This window comes from Exiguobacterium sp. 9-2 (assembly GCF_036287235.1).
In the GTDB taxonomy this organism is placed as follows: Bacteria; Bacillota; Bacilli; order Exiguobacteriales; family Exiguobacteriaceae; genus Exiguobacterium_A.
The window spans coordinates 1,970,641-1,987,317 of sequence record NZ_CP142850.1; the positions used below are offsets into that span (position 1 = coordinate 1,970,641).

Here is a 16,677-nt window from a genome sequence, read left to right on the forward strand (position 1 = left end):
CCTACTATTGAAAAGTCGCCGTACTGACTATACAATGAATAAGTGAAAAATAGTAGCGGTCAAATGAACTTTTACCATCATCCTCATTTATTATTTTAAATTTCGAGGTTGTCTGTCAAGTTTTTTTCTTGTCAGCTACTTTTTTTATGTTGCAACCGCCCTGACACCATGCTAAGATAGCAAAGTGTCTATTAGGACGAACGCAAAACAACATAAAAGGAGGCGGAACGCATGGCACGTAAATGCTACGTTACTGGGAAATCGCCAAAGTCGGGTAACAACCGTTCACACGCATTGAACAAAACAAAACGTACTTGGGGAGTCAACGTACAAAAAGTACGTATCCTCGTCGACGGTAAGCCGAAAAAGGTTTGGGTTTCAGCTCGAGCTCTTAAATCAGGTAAAGTCGAACGCGTATAAGGCGCAACCACCGGATGGGAATCTTCCCTTCCGGTTTTTTTATTCTCTCATTTATTTTTCTCATAAACTAATTGTCGCTTTTATTGAAAACGCTTACAATAGGAACGTACTTTATTTTGTCAGAATTGGGGGAAGTCATCATGCAACTCAAACGAGAGATGACGAGTCGACACCTGTTCATGATCTCACTCGGTGGAATTATCGGAACAGGCTTATTTTTAGGATCAGGGTTAACGATTTCACAAGCAGGACCTCTCGGGGCGGTCCTCAGTTACATCGTGGGTGGGACCATCATGTATCTGACGATGTTATGTTTAGGGGAGTTAGCAGTTTTCTTGCCAGTCTCAGGATCATTCCAAACGTATACGACACGCTTCATCGGACCAGGTATCGGCTTTGCCGTCGGTTGGATTTACTGGCTCGGCTGGGCTGTGACGGTCGCACTTGAAATCACAGCTGCCGGTAGTTTGATGGACCGTTGGTTTCCGAATGTGCCGGTCGTTGTCTGGTGTACCGTCTTTACGGTCTTGTTATTCGGTTTAAACGCCGTCTCCGCCAAAGCGTTCGGGGAAGCGGAATTCTGGTTCTCAAGTTTAAAGGTACTCGCCATTCTTTTCTTCATCATTCTTGGTGGCGCAGCTTGGTTTGGCTGGTTACCGATGGAAGCAGATCGTCCATCCTCGCTGTTTGCGAACTTCACGGCAAGCGGTTGGTTTCCGAACGGAATTCTCGGTGTCTTGACGACGATGATTGCTGTCAATTTTGCTTTTCAGGGAACCGAATTGATCGGTGTCGCGGCTGGGGAGTCTGACACGCCTGAAAAATCGATTCCAAAAGCTATCCGGAATACAGTTTGGCGCACGTTCATTTTCTTTGTCTTATCGATCACGATCGTCGGTGCATTGATTCCGTATGAGACGGCTGGCGGAGTCAGTAGTCCATTCATCATGGTCTTTGATGCGATCGGCATCCCGTATGCCGCTGACTTGATGAACATCGTCGTCTTGACAGCACTATTATCCGTCGGGAACTCGGGACTGTATGCCGCGACCCGAATGTTATGGGCAATGGCACAAGAAGGGATGATTTCAAAGAAATTATCTTATGTTAATGCACGTGGTGTGCCGATGCGCGCTTTACTCTTTACGATGATGTTTGCGATGTTATCGCTTCTGACAGCATTTTTCGCAGAGGATACCGTCTTCATTTGGCTCTTGTCTTTAGCTGGACTCGGTGCTCAAGTCGGTTGGATTTCAATTTCCGCTTCGCAACTTGCGTTCCGCCGTCAGTTCATCCGAAACGGACATGATCTATCCGAACTAAAGTTCAAGACGCCATTCTATCCAGTATTACCGTTGATATCGTTGACACTTAATGTCGTCGTCCTCGTCAGTCTTGCGTTTCAAGCGGATCAACGGATTGCTTTATACATCGGTGTTCCATTTTTCCTCGTCATGTGGGGAAGCTATCATCTGTTCGTTAAAGGAAAACACCTATCGGCTCAAAGTGACATTCGAGTCGCCCCTTCCCAACTCGAAGAATAATACCATATGAAAAGAGGCCGCGGTATCATCCACGGCCTTTTTTCATATGCTTGTTCTATTCCTTAAGTGTTCGCATCATCAATAGTTCTCCTTGATGGAGCTCTACTGTCGCTTCTGACGTACTCCATTCATTACTGACGGTCAAGGAACCTCCGACCGGAACAGGATGCATATCAAGTGGATATTTGACTCCAGCTAAACTCAAGATTGACGGCACAAGTGGAATGAAAGAAAGATAATGATAGCTTTCGGCTTCGACTGCATACAATCCTACTGCCAAATATCGCACCTCTTCCCGTTTCGTGACGAGTCGCGCTTCAGGGTATTGCTTCAATAAATACACATTTTGAACGGTCATGTCGAGTCGTCCACCTGTTGCTCCGACGATGATAGTATCATCAAACCGTTTCATCTCTGATACTGTACGAAGGGCGAGTTCGAGATCCGTCTCATCTTTCTCAGCCGGATGAACGATTGCTCCTTCAGGTACGTAACCAAGCGAATCAAAGTCACCGATCGTCATGTCGCATGTCAGCCCAAACAATTCAATCGTCTGAACACCACCATCGACACCAATGATGAAATCACTAGACTGACAAAGCATCCGCAAATCAGGCACTTCTTCTTGAGGACCGGCACACACGAGAATCGCCCGCATCTCAGACGCCTCGTGCTGAATAACGTAGTAAACGTGGCGCAGTTGTAAAGAGGAGACCCGCGACGACACCGCATAAAACATAAGATGGTACCATGTATGTCGCGTTATAAACTAATGAATATGGCACGACTGGACCTTCTGCATATTTCGCGAAGAACACGATTCCGCTTATGACATGACAGATATAACGGAGTCCTGCGCCTAATAGTGTTGCAAGGAGAACGAACGCCATCAAACGTTTCTTTTGTCCGTTACGTGCAGCTTGTCTAACCTGACGCGCGAACAGACCGCTCAGTCCGACGACACCGTATGCAATCGTGTAATCGAGTAATGGTTGGACGATCGTCAAGACTTGTGGGGCGAACATCAGTTGGATCGTACCAACAAGCGCTCCTGTGACGACACCCCCGATGACACCGTGGCGAAATGCCATGACAAAGATTGGTAACATCGCTAAGCTGATTGAACCGCCTTGTGGCATTTTAAATGGAATCAGTAAATCAAAGACGACCCCGAGACTTGCAAAGATGGCAATTTCCATCATCATTTGTAACCGTTTCATGCTATTTCCTCCTTCATTGTACGAGAGGACGCAAAAAGGCAGTACGACGAACGCCGTACTGCCTGCGTGCGCCACATCCCTACGTCCGTTTGAACGGAACAGGTTCGAAGGGTTAAAGTCTAAAAGACTCCTCTCAGCCGCTTTTCAAGCGACACCCCTTGCGGTCATCATATTTCGTTTTCTCGTTCTTATTATACGGCAGCCCCTTGACGAATGCTAGTGATCGCTTCCGCATAATCTGGTGCATTGTAGATTGCTGATCCCGCGACAAGAACGTTCGCGCCGTTTTCGATGCAAAGTTTTGCTGTTTCCGGGTTGACGCCACCATCAATCTCGATTTCAAATGTCAGATCACGATCTGCTTTCATTTGTGCAAGTGATGCGAGTTTTGGCATGACACTCTCGATGAAGGCTTGTCCACCAAAGCCCGGATTGACCGTCATCAATAAGACCATATCGACATCCTCAAGGACGTGTTCAATCGTCGATAATGGCGTATGAGGATTCAAGACGACCCCTGCTTTTGCACCGGCTAGCTTGATTTGTTGTAAAACACGGTGGACGTGGTTCGTCGCTTCGACGTGGAACGTCACGATATCTGCCCCTGCCTTAACGAAATCTTCAACGAAACGTTCTGGCTGGTCAATCATTAAATGGACATCAAGGACCATATCCGTCTTTTGACGTAAACTGCTGAGCACAGGTAGTCCAAACGAGATATTCGGTACGAACTGACCATCCATGACATCGAAATGGATATAGTCCGCGCCTGCTGCTTCGACTGCTTTAACATCGCGTTCGAGATTCGCAAAATCTGCTGATAAGATAGATGGTGCAATTTTAATCATCTTCAATACCTCCGGGCTCGATTCTTGATTTCGTCTATAAACATACCATAGTTCTCATAACGAGAGGACATGATTTCTTGTGCTTCGACGGCTTCCTTGACGGCACATCCGGGTTCATTCAAATGCAAACATCCTCGATACTTACATTCGTCCTGTACAGCCACGAATTCAGGAAAACTCCACCGTACATCCTCAATTTCCATATCATACGGAAAATCAAGGTTCGAGAACCCTGGTGTATCAGCAATCAAGCCTTCGGCAAGTGGCATCAACGTGACGTGACGTGTCGTATGGCGCCCACGTCCGAGTGATTTCGAAATCGCACTCGTCTCTAAGTCGAGTGTTGGTTCAAGTGCGTTCAAGAGCGAACTTTTCCCAACACCGGATTGTCCGGCAAGAACGCTCGTTTTCCCGGCCAGTAACGGACGGACTTGTTCAACACCTGTCAATGTCTCACTTGATGTCTCGATGACCGTATAACCAATCTTCCGGTAAGCGGCAATTGCCTCTCGAACTGCAGGACCTTTGACATCATCAAGCAAGTCCATCTTCGTTAACAGGATGACGGGTTGGATTTCCTTCGCTTCGATCAAGACGAGGAAACGATCGAGCAAGTGCGCTGAAAAATCAGGTTCTGCGGCCGAGACGACAAGCAACGCTTGATCGATATTCGCGACAGGAGGGCGTACTAAAAAGTTGTCTCGCTCCTTCACTTCGAGAATATATCCCGTCTCACTTTCGATATGAAGCACGACTTCGTCTCCGACGACTGGACTGATGCCGCGTTTCCGGAAATTTCCTCTTGCCCGTGAACGAACCTCTCCTTCTGGTGTCATGACATCATAAAAGCCGCCCTGCAGGCGTATGATCGTTCCTTCTCGATTCTCTTCGATGCGTTGTTCCGTCATCCTATGCACTCCTTTTTCATCATATTCATTGTGCGTCTTTTGCTTGATTGTACGTGATGGTTTTTGAACGATACACGGTATCGTCTTTATAAATCGTAATCTTTCCTTCTTCTCCCGGATCAATCGTCACCGGCACGTCGAATGTCTCATCTTGATCAATCGATTCCTCGATGACGGTCCGCTTCCCTTTTGCATCTTCCGTCTCAATCCGGATGACTTGTTTCGGCGGTTCCTCGTCCTCATTCTCGCTGACCGCATCATAGACGACCTTTTCAGGGAATGTCGCTGTCACTGTCTTTTCTTCCTCACCTTTTGAGATAAAGACAGTCACGGAGTCATTCGGTTCGACTTGAGCCCCTGCTTGTGGGAATTGACGGATAACTTGATCGAGTTTCACGTCGCTAGAAAATTCTTGCTCGAACGTTCCGTCGAGCCCTTTTTCGTCCAGGTAGGCTTTTGCTTCGTCACTCGATAAGTTCGTCAAATCCTTCAACTCGAAAGAAGATGTCCCTTCCGAGACGGTGATCGTAATCGTTTGTTCTTTCGCGATGACCTCCGTACCAGCCGAGATTGATTGCCGGATGACGTTACCTCGCGTGACCTCATCAGATTTCTCACGTTCGACCTCGACTTTAGCAAATCCAGCTTCTTTTAACGTCGCAATTGCTTCTTTTTCAACATCATCCGTTACATCTGGCACTTCGACCGGAGCACTGCCGGTTGAGACGACCAAATTGACTGTTGAGCCCTTTTTCACCTGCGCGTTTTCACGCGGTGTCTGACTGATCACGTCTCCTTCATCGACCGTATCACTGTTTCGTTCTGTCGTCTCAACGACAAATCCGAGTTTCTCTAGCTTCGTTTCCGCTTCATCTCCATCCGTTTTGACGACGGACGGTACCGTAACGGTAGGATCCGGCCACATCGCAAACGTCGTAGCCGCTCCACCGAGTAATACCAGTAATAATAGGATGACCCACCAGCGTTTTTTCTTTTTCTTTTCTGACGATTTCGGTTGAACGGTCGTGACGACAGGTGTGCCCGGTTCTGCTTTTGATTCTTCTGGAACTTGTACAGGTGATAAGACCATCGTCTTTTCCATCTCATCCTCTTCAGCGCCTCGGATGCCTTCACTTGCTCGTTCGTCAGATAATGCGGTTACCATATCTTCCTTAAACGCTGCGACGGACTGTTGGCGGTCATGCGGTGCTTTTGCAAGCGCCTGCATGATGCAGTTCTCAAGCGCTTGTGGCACTCTTGGATTCAAGACGGATGGACGACGTGGTGTATCTTGCAGATGCTTCAGCGCGATAGCGACCGGTGAATCACCTTCAAACGGCACTTGTCCTGTAACGAGTTCATATAAGACAGCACCAAGCGAATAGATATCCGACTTCTCATCGGCAAATTTACCTTTAGCTTGTTCTGGCGAGAAGTAATGCACGGACCCAAGGACAGACATCGTATGCGTCAACGTCGCATTCGACATCGCCACAGCGATTCCGAAATCCGTTACTTTGACGGTACCATCTTCTCGGATCAACATATTTTGCGGTTTAATGTCGCGATGGATGATCCGGTGTGCATGGGCGTGATCGATCGCATCACAAATTTGAGCAATGATATCAACGGCCTGTGGCACAGGTAATGCTTGATTTTCACAAAATGTCTTCAATGTCATACCATCGATATACTCCATGACGATGTAATAGATGGCATCTTCTTCGCCTACATCATAGACGGCAACGATGTTTGGATGATTCAAGCTGGTAGCAGCATGCGCTTCACGTTCGAATCGACGAATGAACTGTTCGTCATGCGAAAATTCAGTCCGTAAAATCTTAATGGCAACATGACGCTTTAAAATCTCATCATAGGCTTGATAGACATTCGCCATCCCGCCACTTCCAACTAGCCGTTCTATGCGGTAGCGGTCATTTAATCGATCTCCGTATCGCATATTCAGACCCTCTTTCTTTCTTTGAACCGGATGGCGGCAATCGTAATATTATCCGCGCCTCCTCGAGCATTCGCTTCTTTCACCAATCGTCCGACGATCTCATCAAGCGGATCATCTCGTAAGATGATTTGTTCAATGACATCATCTGGCACTTCATCGGTCAACCCGTCGCTACACACAAGGACGAGGTCATAGTCTGGAGCATCTCTTACTTGAATGTCGACTTCGACCGTTTCGTTCGAGCCGACCGATCGTGTGATGACATTTTTACGTGGATGATTTTCGACTTCCTCGTCCGAAAGCTCTCCCATTTGTCGTAACATGTTGACGTAAGAATGATCATCCGTCAATTGTTTTAACGCCGTACCTTCAAGAGCATAGACCCTACTGTCTCCAACATGACCGATGACGAGCAAATCCTCGACCCAGCACACACAGGCAATGGTCGTTCCGACGATCGCAAGTTGTTCTTCTTTTGAAAACTGAAGAATCCGGGCATTCGCTTCGGCTACACGTTGTTCTATCCATTCGGACAATTCCATCGGGCGATTTGGCATGAGGGAAAAGGATGCTTCAAATACCTCGCGAACGATCGCACTTGCGATATCGCCAGCAGCGTGACCTCCCATACCATCCGCAACGACAGCAAGACCACGTTCAGCGTTCCCGATGAGTAATACCGTATCCTCATTTTTAGTCCTGACTTTCCCAGTGGTCGAAAGGTGAGCTAACTCCATGACAGTCCTCCGTTCGTATCAATCTTCTCGTTTCTTAAACGCGGCAATGTAGAAGCCATCCGTTCCGACTGTCGTCGGTAACAACTTGAGTTCTGCTCGATCTCCGATTAGATGCCGCACGGATTCTGGCATGCGTTCCGCGAAAGATGCATCAAAGTCAAAACCCTGATCGAGAATGAACGCTGTCTGCTCCTCGTTTTCGGTCGGATCAATCGTACAAGTCGAATAGACGAAGATTCCACCTTTTTTAACGAGTGGTAAGACAGATGTCAAGATGTCTCGTTGAATTTTTGGGAGTTGCTCGAGTTGTTCTGGACGTTTCGTCCATTTGATATCCGGTTTTCTCCGAATGACACCAAGTCCTGAACAAGGTGCATCGACAAGAATCCGGTCAAAGGATTCTACTTCGAAGCGTTCCCCTGCTTTACGGGCATCTAACGCTTCTGCTCGAACAGTCGTAAGACCTAATCGTGTCGCTTGCTGTTCAATCAATTTAATCTTATGTGGATGAAGATCAAGTGCCTGTAGTGTACCCGTCGTCAAACCTTCAGCAATATGCATCGCTTTCCCACCAGGTGCGGCACAGCTGTCGAGTACATGATCGGATGCTTCTGCACCAAGCGCACGGGCGACGAGCATTGAGCTCTCATCCTGAAGAGAAAGATACCCACGGTCAATCAGATCAGTTTTTTGGACGCTTCCTCGTTCGATTTCGAGACCGTCCGGCGCGACCGTGGATGGTTTTGCCGTCACACCTTGATCGAGTAGAAGCTCGATTGCTTCCTCCCGCGTCGTTTTCGTGCGATTGATACGGACCGTGACCGGTGCCGGTGTGTTATTCAATTGACAGATCTGAAGCGTTTCTTCCGGACCAAACAGTTCGATCCAGCGTTCGACGAGCCACTGCGGGTGACTCGTTTCGATGCTGATTCGTTTTGCAGCAGGCTCAATCTCAGCGAAATGAGGCATTCCCGCCCGTAATACATTCCGTAGCACTCCGTTGACGACTTTTGAGACATGGACTTTCCCACGTTTTTTAGCAATTTCAACGGCTTCATGAATGACGGCATGATCCGGTACACGATCGAGATAAAACAACTGATAGACACTCATTCGTAACAATGGGCGCATGAATGGATCAAGTTTTTTCTGTTTCGCTAAATATGGTTCTAAAATATAATCAAGCGTCAATTCACGACTGAGCGTCCCGTAGACGAGTTCCGTGAACAAGCCGACATCTGACGCCGAGATGGCGCGTTTTTCAAGCATTTGGTGGACCGTAATTGTTGAGAAGGCGCCACCTTGTCCGATTTTCATTAATGTCGTTACTGCTGCGTCGCGTACATTCATGCGTTCTCACCTACTTGTTGTCCGAGTTCAAGCGATTGACCGATCCCGCGCATGAACGTGGCACCATCCATCCGTTTTTTGCCGGACGGCTGTAAGTCGATCAGCTTCAACGCTGTTTCGGAACCTGTCGCGATGACGGGACCATCCGCTTCTAATGCGATGATTTCACCCGGTCGTCCCGTTCCTGAGACTTTCGTTGCGAAAAAGACTTTTAAGCGATCGTTCCCAAGCATCGTATACGTACTCGGGAATGGATTCATCCCACGAATTTGATCGTAGAGTGTCTCACCCGGTAGCGTAAAATCAAGTCGTTCCCGCTCACGTGAAATGTTCGGCGCAAATGTCGCTTCTTCCTCGACTTGTGCTTCCGGTGTCAATTCACCTGCTAACAGACGTGGTAACGTTTCAAGTAACAGGCGCGCTCCTGCGTCCGCTAACTTCTCAAACATCGAACCGGCTGTATCGTTCTCTTCGATTGGAACGATGATTTTTGACAACATATCACCTGCGTCTAGCCGATCGACCATATACATGATCGTCACACCTGTCTCTTTTTCTCCATCGATGATCGCTTGATGAATCGGTGCACCGCCACGATATTTCGGTAAGAGTGACGCATGGACGTTGATCGCCCCAAAACGTGGTGCTTCGAGAATAGCGGTCGGGACGATCTGACCGTAAGCTGCCGTGATAATGAGATCTGGTTTTAAATCGAGAACATCTTGATAATCCTCTCGAATTCGTTTCGGTTGCAACACAGGAATGTCGTGTTCCATCGCGACGAGTTTTACAGGCGTCGGTTTGACTTCCCGTTTTCGTCCGACTGGTTTATCTGGTTGTGAGACGACACCGACGACGTCATACCCAGCATCGATGACTTCACGCAGCGTTCCTGCCGCAAACTCAGGCGTCCCCATGAAGACGACGCGCGGCTTTTCTTGCTCGACGAGTTTATCCGTAAACAGGACACCATCTAAATGATCCATCTCGTGTTGGATGGCACGTGCAAAAAAGCCGTTTGCTTTGATTTTAACCGTCCGCCCGAGACGATCTTGAGACTTGACGACGATTCGGTCGAACCGTTCAACCGGTCCGAAGATGCCCGGCATACTGAGACATCCTTCATCATCGATTTGCGAACCGTCCGCTTCGATGATTTCCGGGTTGATCAGCTCGATTGGTCCCGTCTCATCATCGGTATGAACGACGGCTACACGAATCGGCTGGTTGATTTGCGGTGCGGCTAAACCAACCCCGTCATATTCGTACATCGTATCGAACATCCGGTCGATCATTTTACCGAGTTTTTTATCAAACTTCGTGACAGGTTCACACACCTGTCGTAATACATCATTTGGTACTTCTACTACTTTATACATACAGACACCTCACATGAATACAAATGGATTCAAGTCAATCGCGACTTGTGTTTTTGATTTTTGACGACGGGATAAGATATCACGGAGATGTGTCCGGACATCCTCCTGTCCTTTATGTTTAATTAAGACCTGTTGCCGGTACATATTTTTGAGTCGAGCGAGTGGTGCATCAAACGGTCCATTGACGACTAAATCCTCAGATTCAAAGGCACGAAGCTCGGAAGCGATTTGCTGCGCTTCTGCTTGTGCTTCGAGCGGATGCGCTGCTGAAACTGTAATCAGACCAAGGAACCAAAATGGTGGATGCCCACCGAGCTTTCGCAATTGCATCTCTCGCTTATAAAACGTTTCGAAATCATGCTGTTTGGCCGTTTGAATGACGTAATGCTCCGGGTTGTAAGTCTGGATAATTGACTGACCAGCGAGTTGACCCCGTCCGGCACGACCCGACACTTGGGTGATCAACTGAAACGTGCGCTCACTTGCTCGAAAATCCGGAATACCAAGCGTCGCATCGGCAGCAATCACTCCGACGAGTGTAACGTTCGGAAAGTCGAGACCTTTTGCGATCATCTGTGTTCCGAGCAGAATGTTTCCTTCCTTGCGTTCAAAGGCATCGAGTAATTTCTCATGCGCACCTTTACGCGACGTCGTATCCTGATCCATCCGGATGATTCGCGCCTCCGGAATCAAGTGTGCCAATTCTTCCTCAATCTTTTGCGTACCCGTTCCGAACTGACGAATTTTCGTCGATTCACAGGACGGACAAGTTTTCGGCATTGCGGCTTCAAACCCACAGTAGTGGCATTTCAAGCGATCTTCATGTTGGTGATAGGTTAAATTCACGGCACAATGCGGACATTGTAGCGTCTCCCCGCAATCCCGACATAAGACGAAGGTCGTATATCCGCGACGGTTCAGGAGTAAGACGGTCTGTTCCCCACGTTCGATGCGTTCTTTGATGCCTTCGACTAGCGCGAGGCTGAACGGCGTACGATTGCCCCGTTCGAGTTCCTTACGCATATCAACGATGTCGACTGGAGGCAGTTCCCCACCGAATCGTTCACGAAGCGGTAAGTAACGATAAACCCCTTTTTGTGCCCGTGCATACGTCTCGAGTAACGGTGTTGCACTTCCGAGCACGACGGGACAACGATGATAGGCTGCCCGCCATTTTGCGACATCGCGCGTATGATAGCGCGGATTCTCTTCCTGCTTATAAGTTGTTTCATGTTCTTCATCGAGAATGATGATTCCGATGTTCGTCAGCGGCGCAAACACAGCAGACCGTGCACCGACGACGACATCGACCTCGCCTTGGGCGATTTTGCGCCACTCATCATACTTTTCTCCGAGCGATAGACCGCTATGCAAGACAGCGACCCGTTCTCCGAAACGGCGTTTAAACCGTTTGACCATCATCGGCGTCAGACTGATCTCTGGGACGAGCAAGATCGCTTGTCTACCGCGTTCGAGTTGTGCATGAATCGATTCAAGATACACTTCCGTCTTACCGCTTCCTGTTACGCCATGTAACAAAAACGTTCCGGTCTCAGCTTCAGCCGTAATCGCCGAGACAGCTTCCTGTTGCTTTTCCGTCAAAGAGGACGGCACAAAGATGTCTTGGACGAGATGTTCATAAGGATTTCGCCGAACATCGATCGTCTCGACTTGAATGATGCTCTTTTTCTCGAGAGCGTTCAACGTCGCGCTCGTTGCGCCCGTTGCCTGCTTGACTTCACTCCAAAGCGCATCCGGAAATTCTTGAATATACGAGTAAAGTGCCGCTTGTTGGCTCGCTTGTTTCGTAAAAGTTGCTTGCTCCTCTAGAAGACGAATCCGTTTATCGATCTTAGACGTCTTTTTCTCGCGAATGACCGGTTGAAGCGTCACGTCAGCTTGTTTCGCGGCTGTTAAGACGATTTGTTGGACTTCCGTTGGCAATTGACTCATTTTCTTGCCATGATATGCCCGAAGTGGGCCCAACTCGACTATGACCAGTTTATCATAACTCACCTTTAAGGCAGCCGGCAGCATCGCAAGCAATGCCGTCGCCTGAAAACACAAAGTCGTTTCCGATAGATACGCCGATAACTCGAGTAATTCCTGTGTATAGGTCGGGGTCTCATCTAAGACACGGACGATCGATTTGACGTTCGTCAGATCAGACGTTGCTTTTGTTCCGACGACGATTCCAAGCAACGCCCGTGGACCAAATGGTACTTCGACGCGCATACCGGGAACGATCAGCTCTTGCCAGAGTTCTGGAACGGCATAATCAAACGGACGATCGACCGTTGCTGCTGCGACGTCAACGATGACTTCGGCTATCATGCCAATGCCTCCGCGAATTGGCGCATGAGCGATTTGGCGAGCGTCGATTTCAATTGTTGATCGTATCGCGTGACGGAATCGTTCTTTCCAAAAACGACGACTTCATTTTCATCACTGACGAATCCGATATCAGATCGTGACACATCATTCGCGACAATGAAATCGGCTTTCTTTCGGACGAGTTTTTGTTTAGCGAACGTCTCGACATCCGTCGTCTCAGCCGCAAATCCGACTAATAGCTGATGTTGTTTCTGCTCACCAAGCGTCTTCAGAATATCGGTCGTCTCTTCGAGTTCAATTCGAAGTGGTCCGTGGATTTTTTTCTGCTTCTGATCGTACTGGATAGACGGTCGATAGTCAGCTACGGCAGCGGACATGATGACGATGTCTTGCGTTTCATAATCACGTAACATGGCTTCAAGCATCTCTTCTCCTGATTCAACAGCAATCGTCGCTATCCCGGTCGGTAATCCGATCCGAAGTGGTCCATGGACGAGCGTGACATCGGCACCTGCGTCTCTTGCCGCTTCTGCTAGCGCAATTCCTGTCTTTCCGGAAGAATCATTCGTCAAGTAACGAACCGGATCAATCCGTTCCACGGTCGGTCCCGCACTGATCAAGACTTTTCGTCCGGCTAGATACTTCTCTTCAAAGAACGTTGAGAGTGTTGCGACTAAGTCTTCCGGTTCAGGTAAACGACCTTTCCCGACCCAACCACATGCGAGATTTCCGACTCCCGGTGCAATCACCTGGACACCGTCCTGCTTCAGTTGTTCGATGTTGCGGACTGTCGCCGGATGTTCGAGCATGTTGACATTCATCGCTGGTGCGACGATGACGGGACATGTCGCTGCAAGGATCGTCGTCGTGATGAAATCATCCGCGATCCCGTGCGCGAGTTTTGCAATCAAATTCGCGGTCGCTGGTGCGACGACGATCAGGTCCGCTTCGTCCGCTAAATCGATATGGGCGATCTTTGACGGATCATGCTCGATGAAGACGTCATCATAGACCGCTTTTCGCGTCAGTGCTTCAAACGTCGTCTTACCGACGAATTGTTGCGCATTACGCGTCATCGCGACTTGAACGTGTGCGCCTGCTTGAACAAGCTTTGAAGCGAGTGCTGCTGATTTGTAGGAAGCGATTCCACCGCCGACACACAGTAGAATGTTTCGGTTGGTTAACATGTAGGTGTCCTCCTTATTGAAAAAAACAGCCACGATGACAAGTGGCTGCTTCAAAATTAGTCTTGCGGTTGGTTCGTGACGGATACTTCTTCGAAATAAAGCTCTTCTAAAGCTTTCCCGACCGGTTTATGCGATTTTGGGTTCGTGACTTTCACGCGTTTCCCGTCTTGGATTTGACGCGCACGCTTAGCGGCAACTGTAACGATTGTATATTTCGACGGTACTTTCTTTTGAAGCTTATCAACTGATGGATATAACATATCACTTAACCTCCATGGCTTTTTTATATAGGGACGCGACACGTTCCCGACTGCAATGTTCCGCTGTGACGATCGCTTGGATCCGGTCACAGGCTTTATGAATTTCGTCGTTCGTCACGACATAGTCATAGGCATCCATCATCTCGATCTCTTCCTTAGCGACGAGAAGACGTTGCTTAATGACTTCCTCCGATTCCGTTCCACGCCCTACGAGGCGGTTCCGTAATTCTTGGAGGCTTGGAGGTGCAAGGAATAAGAAGACAGCTTCCGGAAAATGTTCTTTGACCTGCATGGCCCCTTGAACTTCGATTTCGAGAATGACGTCTTTTCCTTCATCTAAGATCTGGTTCACCCATTCGACAGGTGTTCCATAGTAGTTCCCTACGAATTCAGCATATTCCAAGAGTTGATTGTTCGCAATCATCTCTTCGAATTCTTCACGCGATTTAAAGAAATAGTGGACACCATCTACTTCTCCTTCACGCGGTTGGCGCGTCGTACAGGATACCGAGTAATGCAGATCGTTATCCTGATCTTCGCGCAAGGCACGACAGACCGTTCCCTTTCCGACACCACTTGGACCAGATAATACGAGTAATAAGCCACGCTCTTTGAAAATCACTTCAAAACCCCTCCATCTCACAAACTTCACATTGTTTCATATTAGCAGTAGAGATAGGAAGTTCGCAAGTCATCTTTTTTAGCTCGACTGCTTTATCATACCATAACGATGCCATTTCTGTTACCTTTAGAAAGTGAGAACGAAATCAAGAAAGAAGGTAATCGTATGGCTTTTGACGGATTGATGACGACACGCGTCGTCAAAGAACTCCAACCGCTCGTCGGAGGACGGATCAATAAGGTATACCAACCATATACATTGGATTTAGTATTCCAGGTCCGGGCCGAGCGAAAAAACGTATTGTTGCTCGCCTCTGCGAATGCCATGTATGCACGGATGCACATTACGTCGGAAGCGGTCAGCAACCCGAGTGAACCTCCGCTCTTCTGTATGATGCTTCGCAAGCATGTCGAAGGCGGATTCATCGAATCGATCGAACAACTCGAACGCGACCGGATCATTGTCTTACGTGTCCGTTCCCGCAACGAACTTGGCGATGAGGAAGCGAAAAAAATCTATGTCGAGTTGATGGGACGACACTCGAACATCATTTTGACCGATGGACAAGATAAGATCCTCGATGCGATCAAACACTTACCACTCAGTCAAAATACATTCCGGACGATCATGCCAGGGATGACCTATCAACTTCCACCAGCACAGGATAAAGTGGATCCACTCACAGAAGATATCGAAAAGGCACTCCACCGAATCGACTGGAACGCTGGGAAACTGGATCGCCAGTTACTTGGTCTCTTCAGTGGTCTGTCTCCACAAATTGCTAAGGAAGTCGTCACGCGGGCAGGTCTTGCGAACCGGACGAATCTTGCTACCGCTTTCCAGGACGTCTTAAAAGAACTAAACGGTCCTTATGTATTGCAACGGATGGAAGGCGGCAAGGAACGCTTTGCACCGGTCCGCTTAACGGAAGGTTCAATCATTGACGAAAAGACGTTCGCGACGAGTGGTCAAGTCCTCGACGCATTCTTCCATCAAAAAGCAAACCGCGATCGTGTCAAACAACAAGCGGCCGATCTCGAACGGTTCATCAAGAGTGAGTACGATAAGAATATCTTAAAGCGCTCAAAACTCGAAAAAGATTTAGAAGCGACGTTACGAATGGATGAATGGAAGCATAAAGGAGAACTGCTGACGACTTATCTCTATCAGCTCGAACGCGGGATGAAGGAAGCAACCGTCGTCGATTACTATGATCCAGACGGTGCTGAAATCACGATCTCGCTTGATCCCCGCTTCTCGCCAAACGAGAACGCACAGCGTTATTACAAACGGTATAACAAATTAAAAACCGCCAAAGTCGAAGTCGCGCGCCAGCTTGAGAAGAACCAAGCCGAGATTGCGTACTTCGAAGGTTTGCTTGCCCAACTCGATGTCGCATCCCCGGAAGATATCCGGGAAATGCGCGAGGAACTCGTCGAAGAAGGTTATCTGCGCGAACGACAAAAGAAGAAAAAGAAACCACAACTCCCACAACTCGAAGAATATCGTTCTTCGACCGGCCTTCCATTCTTCGTCGGAAAGAACAATAAACAAAATGATTACGCGACGTTCAAGTTTGGACGTCGGTCCGATACGTGGTTACACACGAAGGATATCCCAGGATCGCACGTCATCATTCAAAGTGATGCACCGGATGAGACAACGTTAAAAGAAGCAGCGATTGTTGCCGCCTACTACTCGAAAGCACGTGAATCGAGCCAAGTCCCGGTCGATTTTACGGAGTTACGATATGTCAAAAAACCGAGTGGTGCAAAACCCGGCTTCGTCATCTATACGGATCAAACGACACTTTACGTCACACCTGATCCAGATGTCGTCCAATCCTTACGTCAATGACGCTACACAAAAAAGCGCTGTTTTTCCTAAATATCACTTAGGAGAGACAGC

The 16,677-nt window shown here is 48.3% G+C and carries 15 protein-coding genes, 1 pseudogene and 1 riboswitch; of the genes and pseudogenes, 3 read left to right on the forward strand and 13 right to left on the reverse strand.

The window, feature by feature from the left end:
* Positions 1-231: 231 nt before the first annotated feature.
* Both rpmB and VJ374_RS10490 read left to right on the forward strand, forming a co-directional pair.
* Entirely contained in the window at positions 232-420 is a 189-nt protein-coding gene (rpmB, locus tag VJ374_RS10485; protein ID WP_023468758.1) for a 50S ribosomal protein L28, read from the forward strand.
* A gap of 140 nt (positions 421-560) precedes the next feature.
* Positions 561-1,964 (forward strand): amino acid permease, encoded by a 1,404-nt coding sequence (locus tag VJ374_RS10490; RefSeq protein WP_329468779.1) that lies wholly within the window; start codon positions 561-563, stop codon positions 1,962-1,964.
* Positions 1,965-2,019: 55 nt separating this feature from the next.
* Here VJ374_RS10490 and VJ374_RS10495 read toward each other — a convergent pair whose 3' ends face one another.
* The 13 genes and pseudogenes from VJ374_RS10495 to gmk all read right to left on the reverse strand — a co-directional run bounded on the left by VJ374_RS10495 (position 2,020) and on the right by gmk (position 14,766).
* Positions 2,020-2,622 (reverse strand): thiamine diphosphokinase, encoded by a 603-nt coding sequence (locus VJ374_RS10495; RefSeq protein ID WP_329468780.1) that lies wholly within the window; start codon positions 2,620-2,622, stop codon positions 2,020-2,022.
* A gap of 1 nt (position 2,623) precedes the next feature.
* On the reverse strand, positions 2,624-3,184 hold the full coding sequence (gene thiT, locus VJ374_RS10500) for an energy-coupled thiamine transporter ThiT (RefSeq protein WP_056062289.1): 561 nt from the start codon (positions 3,182-3,184) through the stop codon (positions 2,624-2,626).
* 59 nt (positions 3,185-3,243) lie between these two features.
* Positions 3,244-3,353: riboswitch (TPP riboswitch) on the reverse strand.
* Positions 3,354-3,375: 22 nt separating this feature from the next.
* Positions 3,376-4,032, reverse strand: coding sequence for a ribulose-phosphate 3-epimerase (rpe, locus tag VJ374_RS10505; protein ID WP_056062291.1), 657 nt, complete (start codon positions 4,030-4,032; stop codon positions 3,376-3,378).
* 2 nt (positions 4,033-4,034) lie between these two features.
* Positions 4,035-4,940, reverse strand: a complete 906-nt coding sequence (gene rsgA / locus VJ374_RS10510) for a ribosome small subunit-dependent GTPase A (protein WP_035406891.1) — start codon at positions 4,938-4,940, stop codon at positions 4,035-4,037.
* Between the two features lie 25 nt (positions 4,941-4,965).
* On the reverse strand, positions 4,966-6,900 hold the full coding sequence (pknB, locus tag VJ374_RS10515) for a Stk1 family PASTA domain-containing Ser/Thr kinase (protein ID WP_308101764.1): 1,935 nt from the start codon (positions 6,898-6,900) through the stop codon (positions 4,966-4,968).
* Positions 6,901-6,902: 2 nt separating this feature from the next.
* Positions 6,903-7,637, reverse strand: coding sequence for a Stp1/IreP family PP2C-type Ser/Thr phosphatase (locus VJ374_RS10520; protein WP_056062297.1), 735 nt, complete (start codon positions 7,635-7,637; stop codon positions 6,903-6,905).
* A gap of 18 nt (positions 7,638-7,655) precedes the next feature.
* The gene (gene rsmB, locus VJ374_RS10525) at positions 7,656-8,987 is read right to left on the reverse strand and encodes a 16S rRNA (cytosine(967)-C(5))-methyltransferase RsmB (RefSeq protein ID WP_056062300.1); all 1,332 of its coding nucleotides are present in this window, start codon (positions 8,985-8,987) and stop codon (positions 7,656-7,658) included.
* The gene (gene fmt / locus VJ374_RS10530) at positions 8,984-9,904 is read right to left on the reverse strand and encodes a methionyl-tRNA formyltransferase (RefSeq protein ID WP_035409509.1); all 921 of its coding nucleotides are present in this window, start codon (positions 9,902-9,904) and stop codon (positions 8,984-8,986) included. Before fmt ends, rsmB begins: the two co-directional genes overlap by 4 nt.
* Positions 9,905-9,928: 24 nt before the next feature.
* Positions 9,929-10,366: pseudogene (gene def / locus VJ374_RS10535) on the reverse strand (peptide deformylase); the annotation flags it as partial.
* Positions 10,367-10,375: 9 nt separating this feature from the next.
* Positions 10,376-12,700 carry a primosomal protein N' gene (priA, locus tag VJ374_RS10540; protein WP_329468781.1) on the reverse strand — a complete coding sequence of 775 codons (2,325 nt, stop codon included), beginning with the start codon at positions 12,698-12,700 and terminating at the stop codon, positions 10,376-10,378.
* On the reverse strand, positions 12,697-13,887 hold the full coding sequence (gene coaBC, locus VJ374_RS10545) for a bifunctional phosphopantothenoylcysteine decarboxylase/phosphopantothenate--cysteine ligase CoaBC (RefSeq protein WP_035406877.1): 1,191 nt from the start codon (positions 13,885-13,887) through the stop codon (positions 12,697-12,699). The genes priA and coaBC overlap by 4 nt, the downstream gene beginning before the upstream one ends.
* A gap of 56 nt (positions 13,888-13,943) precedes the next feature.
* Positions 13,944-14,147: a DNA-directed RNA polymerase subunit omega gene (rpoZ, locus tag VJ374_RS10550; protein WP_029342114.1), complete on the reverse strand. Its 204-nt coding sequence runs from the start codon at positions 14,145-14,147 to the stop codon at positions 13,944-13,946.
* A gap of 1 nt (position 14,148) precedes the next feature.
* Complete coding sequence (gene gmk, locus VJ374_RS10555; RefSeq protein ID WP_174316772.1) at positions 14,149-14,766, reverse strand: guanylate kinase; 618 nt, start codon at positions 14,764-14,766, stop codon at positions 14,149-14,151.
* A gap of 168 nt (positions 14,767-14,934) precedes the next feature.
* On the opposite strand from gmk, the gene VJ374_RS10560 reads away from it, so the two are divergent.
* Positions 14,935-16,626: an Rqc2 family fibronectin-binding protein gene (locus VJ374_RS10560; RefSeq protein WP_329468782.1), complete on the forward strand. Its 1,692-nt coding sequence runs from the start codon at positions 14,935-14,937 to the stop codon at positions 16,624-16,626.
* Positions 16,627-16,677: the final 51 nt, after the last annotated feature.

What these genes read in the sequence shown, in the direction of transcription:
- rpmB (WP_023468758.1), top strand. Translation starts at nt 232, where the DNA reads ATGGCACGTAAATGCTACGTTACTGGGAAATCGCCAAAGTCGGGTAAC.
- VJ374_RS10490 (WP_329468779.1), top strand. Translation starts at nt 561, where the DNA reads ATGCAACTCAAACGAGAGATGACGAGTCGACACCTGTTCATGATCTCA.
- VJ374_RS10495 (WP_329468780.1), bottom strand. Translation starts at nt 2,622, where the DNA reads ATGCGGGCGATTCTCGTGTGTGCCGGTCCTCAAGAAGAAGTGCCTGAT.
- thiT (WP_056062289.1), bottom strand. Translation starts at nt 3,184, where the DNA reads ATGAAACGGTTACAAATGATGATGGAAATTGCCATCTTTGCAAGTCTC.
- rpe (WP_056062291.1), bottom strand. Translation starts at nt 4,032, where the DNA reads ATGATTAAAATTGCACCATCTATCTTATCAGCAGATTTTGCGAATCTC.
- rsgA (WP_035406891.1), bottom strand. Translation starts at nt 4,940, where the DNA reads ATGACGGAACAACGCATCGAAGAGAATCGAGAAGGAACGATCATACGC.
- pknB (WP_308101764.1), bottom strand. Translation starts at nt 6,900, where the DNA reads ATGCGATACGGAGATCGATTAAATGACCGCTACCGCATAGAACGGCTA.
- VJ374_RS10520 (WP_056062297.1), bottom strand. Translation starts at nt 7,637, where the DNA reads ATGGAGTTAGCTCACCTTTCGACCACTGGGAAAGTCAGGACTAAAAAT.
- rsmB (WP_056062300.1), bottom strand. Translation starts at nt 8,987, where the DNA reads ATGAATGTACGCGACGCAGCAGTAACGACATTAATGAAAATCGGACAA.
- fmt (WP_035409509.1), bottom strand. Translation starts at nt 9,904, where the DNA reads ATGGGGACGCCTGAGTTTGCGGCAGGAACGCTGCGTGAAGTCATCGAT.
- priA (WP_329468781.1), bottom strand. Translation starts at nt 12,700, where the DNA reads ATGATAGCCGAAGTCATCGTTGACGTCGCAGCAGCAACGGTCGATCGT.
- coaBC (WP_035406877.1), bottom strand. Translation starts at nt 13,887, where the DNA reads ATGTTAACCAACCGAAACATTCTACTGTGTGTCGGCGGTGGAATCGCT.
- rpoZ (WP_029342114.1), bottom strand. Translation starts at nt 14,147, where the DNA reads ATGTTATATCCATCAGTTGATAAGCTTCAAAAGAAAGTACCGTCGAAA.
- VJ374_RS10560 (WP_329468782.1), top strand. Translation starts at nt 14,935, where the DNA reads ATGGCTTTTGACGGATTGATGACGACACGCGTCGTCAAAGAACTCCAA.